At 72.4% G+C, this 4,197-nt stretch carries 4 protein-coding genes and 1 tRNA gene; 2 read left to right on the top strand and 3 right to left on the bottom strand.

The annotated features are described in order from the left end of the window. Positions 1-324: 324 nt before the first annotated feature. The 3 genes from DZF91_RS42755 to DZF91_RS27535 form a co-directional block, all read right to left on the bottom strand. Positions 325-450: a hypothetical protein gene (locus DZF91_RS42755; protein WP_268915986.1), complete on the bottom strand. Its 126-nt coding sequence runs from the start codon at positions 448-450 to the stop codon at positions 325-327. Between the two features lie 178 nt (positions 451-628). Further along, on the bottom strand, positions 629-1,699 hold the full coding sequence (locus DZF91_RS27530; protein WP_117360051.1) for an adenosine deaminase: 1,071 nt from the start codon (positions 1,697-1,699) through the stop codon (positions 629-631). Positions 1,700-1,996: 297 nt separating this feature from the next. Continuing rightward, positions 1,997-3,208, bottom strand: a complete 1,212-nt coding sequence (locus DZF91_RS27535) for a pyridoxal phosphate-dependent aminotransferase (RefSeq protein WP_117360052.1) — start codon at positions 3,206-3,208, stop codon at positions 1,997-1,999. Positions 3,209-3,450: 242 nt separating this feature from the next. On the opposite strand from DZF91_RS27535, the gene DZF91_RS27540 reads away from it, so the two are divergent. Both DZF91_RS27540 and secE read left to right on the top strand, forming a co-directional pair. After that, positions 3,451-3,523 (top strand) — tRNA-Trp (locus DZF91_RS27540). Between the two features lie 102 nt (positions 3,524-3,625). Beyond that, positions 3,626-3,874, top strand: a complete 249-nt coding sequence (gene secE, locus DZF91_RS27545; RefSeq protein WP_117360053.1) for a preprotein translocase subunit SecE — start codon at positions 3,626-3,628, stop codon at positions 3,872-3,874. Positions 3,875-4,197: the final 323 nt, after the last annotated feature.

The raw sequence follows: 4,197 nt of genomic DNA on the forward strand, positions 1-4,197 counted from the left end.
GCCGGGTCCTCCCAGCTCCGGCCTCCCGCGCGCGGAGCCTCACGCCGGGCGCGCCGGGTCCTCCCCGCTCCGGCCTCCCGCGCGGAGCCTCACGCCGGGCGCGCCGGGTCCTCCCGGCTCCGGCCTCCCGCGCGTGGAGCCTCACGCCGGGCGCGGCCGGGTGGTCCCGGCTCTGGCCTCAGCGCGGAGCCCTAACCCGGACGCGCTAACCCTCCAGCTCTGGCCCACCTTCCGGCGCGCGGCGATGGCCCGTCCCCGGTGCGAAGACCCACTCGCGGCGCGCTGGGCCTCCCGCTGCTGGGCCGGGTGTCCTCAGCCGCTACGTCACACGAGATGTGCCAGCCCTGGTCCCGCGCCTCTCCCAGCACCCGATGTGCCGCCCGCGCGCAGCAGGATGCCGAGGAAGATCAGCGCCGCCACCCTGCCCTTGGCGCCGAAGGTGACCGCCACGGCCAGGCCGCCGCCGTAGACGCGCGTCCCTTTCGGTCGGCAATTGGCAGGGCTGGGCTCTCGCCTTGTGCCCGGGGAGTTGTCCGCTGATGGGTGCTGTGAGCACGCGTCCGGAAGGCGGCGTCTCGCTGTTGCTTGGTTGCCGCTCGGGTGGGGGATGGGCGTGGGGCAGTGGAAGTTATTCGGGGGGTGTGGCCAGCCAGGTGTCTACCTGGGTCAGGAGGCGGGTGCGCAGGGGGGTGGGGGCGGCGGACGCCTGGATGGAGTGGCGGGCCAGGTCGGCCAGTTCGGCGTCGGTGAAGTCGTGGACCTCGCGGGCCAGCTCGTACTGGCGGGCCAGGCGGGAGCCGAAGAGGAGGGGGTCGTCCGCGCCGAGGGCGAGGCTGGCGCCCGCCTCGTAGAGGGTGCGGAGGGGGACGTCGGACGGGGTGGACGCGACGCCCAGGCTCACGTTGGACGCCGGGCAGACCTCGAGGGTGACGCCGCGGTCGACGATGCGGGAGAGGAGGCGGGAGTCCTCGACGGCGCGCACGCCGTGGCCGATGCGGTCGGCCTCCAGGGTCTCCAGGCACTCGCGGATGCTGGTCGCGCCGAGGAGCTCGCCGCCGTGCGGGACCGACAGCAGGCCCGCGCGCCGGGCGATGCGGAAGGCGCCGTCGAAGTCGTAGGCGCGGCCCCGGCGCTCGTCGTTGGAGAGGCCGAAGCCGACGACGCCCTGGTCGACGTAGCGGGTGGCGAGGCGGGCGAGCGTCTTGGCGTCCAGGGGGTGGCGGGTGCGGTTCGCGGCGATGATCACGCCGATGCCGACGCCCGTGGCCTGCTCGGCCTCGCGGGCTGCCGCCAGGACGAGTTCGACCGTCGGTGTCAGGCCGCCGAAGCGGGCGGCGTAGCCGCTCGGGTCGACCTGGATCTCCAGCCAGCCGGACCCCTCGGCGGCCTCGTCCTCGGCGGTCTCGCGGAGCAGGCGGCGCAGGTCGTCCGGGGACTGCAGGACGGACCGGGCGATGTCGTAGAGGCGCTGGAACCGGAACCAGCCGCGTTCGTCGGTGGCGCGCAGCCGGGGCGGCCAGTCCTCCACCAGGGCGTCCGGCAGGTGCACGCCGTACTTGCCGGCGAGCTCCACCAGGGTGGAGTGCCGCATCGAGCCGGTGAAGTGCAGGTGCAGGTGCGCCTTCGGGAGCGTCGCCAGCGGACGGGGACGACGGGACTCGACCGGTGGGGACGCGACGGACGCGGTAGGGGCCTCCATGAGCCAATGTTGCCGGATCCGCGCCGGTGTGGAACCCGCGGCTCACCAGGACCATCAGTCCGGACTACCCGCCATGACCCGTTGCGGCCATGCGCCACATGATCCTTTCGCGGACGCCGCCGGTCGTTCAGAGGCCTCCAAAACCCCGCAAGCGAGGCCTATCCGGGTTTCCGCCGCAGAGGCGGACGAGGTGGACGCCGCAGCGTGGCGGCGTCGCCAGTGTGTGGAAAATCACGCCGGACATGAGAAAGCCCCGGTCGGCCTCGAACGGCCGGGCCGGGGCTCCTCGGAGCCGGGTCAGTGGGCCTCGCTGAGCAGCTTGGCGACCCGGGACACGCCCTCGACGAGGTCGTCGTCGCCGAGCGCGTAGGACAGGCGGAAGTAGCCCGGCGTCCCGAAAGCCTCACCGGGGACGAGCGCGACCTCGGCCTCCTCCAGGATCAGCGCGGCCAGCTCGACGGAGGACTGCGGACGCCTGCCGCGCAGCTCCTTGCCGATCAGCTCCTTGACCGAGGGGTAGGCGTAGAACGCGCCCTCCGGCTCGGGGCAGACGACGCCGGGAATGTCGTTGAGCATCCGGACCATGGTCTGGCGGCGGCGGTCGAACGCCTTGCGCATCTCGGCGACGGCCGACAGGTCCCCGGTCACGGCGGCGAGCGCGGCGGCCTGGGAGACGTTCGCGACGTTGGAGGTGGCGTGCGACTGGAGGTTCGCGGCGGCCTTCACCACGTCCTTCGGGCCGACCAGCCAGCCCACCCGCCAGCCGGTCATCGCGTAGGTCTTGGCGACGCCGTTGAGCACCAGCGTGCGGTCGGCCAGCTCGGGCACCACGACCGGCATCGAGTGGAACTCGGCGTCCCCGTACACGAGGTGCTCGTAGATCTCGTCGGTGACGACCCACAGGCCGTGCTCGGCGGCCCAGCGGCCGATCGCCTCGATCTCGTCCCGCGAGTAGACCGCGCCGGTCGGGTTGGACGGCGAGACGAACAGCAGCACCTTGGTGCGGTCGGTGCGGGCCGCCTCGAGCTGCTCCACGCTCACCCGGTAGCCGGTGGTCTCGTCGGCCACCACGTCCACCGGGACGCCGCCGGCGAGCTTGATCGACTCAGGGTAGGTGGTCCAGTACGGGGTCGGGACGATGACCTCGTCGCCCGGGTCGAGCAGCGTCGCGAACGCCTCGTAGACGGCCTGCTTGCCGCCGTTGGTCACGAGCACCTGGGCGGCCTCGACCCGCAGGCCCGAGTCGCGCAGCGTCTTCTCGGCGATCGCCTCGCGCAGCTCCGGCAGGCCCCCCGCCGGCGTGTACTTGTGGAACCGCGGCACGCGGCACGCGGTCACGGCCGCCTCGACGATGTAGTCGGGCGTCGGGAAGTCGGGCTCGCCGGCGCCGAACCCGATGACCGGGCGGCCCGCCGCCTTCAGCGCCTTGGCCTTGGCGTCGACGGCCAGGGTGGCGGACTCGGAGATGGCGGCGATGCGCCGGGAGATGCGGGGACGCTCAGTGCTCATGTCCGTAACGTTACCGACGCGGGGGCATGACTTCAGCGAGATATCGAGGGCCGTTCCGGCAGTTCGCGAAGACATGCCGGGCAACGTTTCGGCATTCCGGTTCGACGGGAGGGCGTCCGGGGCCGTAGACTCCTCTGCCTAGTGACGCGTCACCGGGATACGGCCATGTCCGCACAAGCCGTAAGCTGGGACCGGCACGAACCGGTCTGCGAAGATCGGGTGTCTCCCCCGGGAGGCGTTGAAGGGCAGTGGCTCAATTGGTAGAGCTCCGGTCTCCAAAACCGGCGGTTGGGGGTTCGAGTCCCTCCTGCCCTGCGAGGTGCGGTGCGCGCTTCCCCGCGCGGCCACGGGCTGCCGGGGTCCGCGCGAACAACCACGACGTGGTTGAACACGACCTATGAGGTGAACGGCGGCACAATGGCGACTGAGACGCGCGGCGAGGCCGCGGCCAAGGACGAGGGCAAGTCGAGCTCCGCGCCGAAGCGGACGACTCCCGCCCTTTTCGTGCGCCAGGTGATCGCCGAGCTGCGCAAGGTCATCTGGCCGACGCGCCGTGAGCTGATCACCTACACCACGGTCTCCCTGGTCTTCGTGCTGGTCATGGTCGCGCTCGTCGCGGGCATCGACTGGGGTCTGCAGAAGGGCGTGTTCTGGCTCTTCGGCTGATCCCCGCCGACCGCGGGACGCACGCCCGCCGCGTGCCCCTCGTTCCGGAGCCGTGACGCTCCGGAGCCGTTCCCGCGGTCCGCGTCAGCAGCGCAGAGCCGACCATCCCCCCGCGTCCGGTCCACCGCCGGAAAACTCCAGTCAAGCCAGTCGAGAGAAGAAGGATCAGCGCCGTGTCCGAGTCCTCACAGCCCAACGACGAGGCCATCGAAGAGGCCCAGTCCGCTGCGGCTGCCGCGGCCGAGCCGACGGACGGGGCGGCCGACGAGGCCACCGCGCCCGCCGACGGCGCCGCGGACGTCCCGGCCGACGAGGCCGGCGAG

Source organism: Actinomadura logoneensis (assembly GCF_003428695.1).
In the GTDB taxonomy this organism is placed as follows: Bacteria; Actinomycetota; Actinomycetes; order Streptosporangiales; family Streptosporangiaceae; genus Spirillospora; species Spirillospora logoneensis.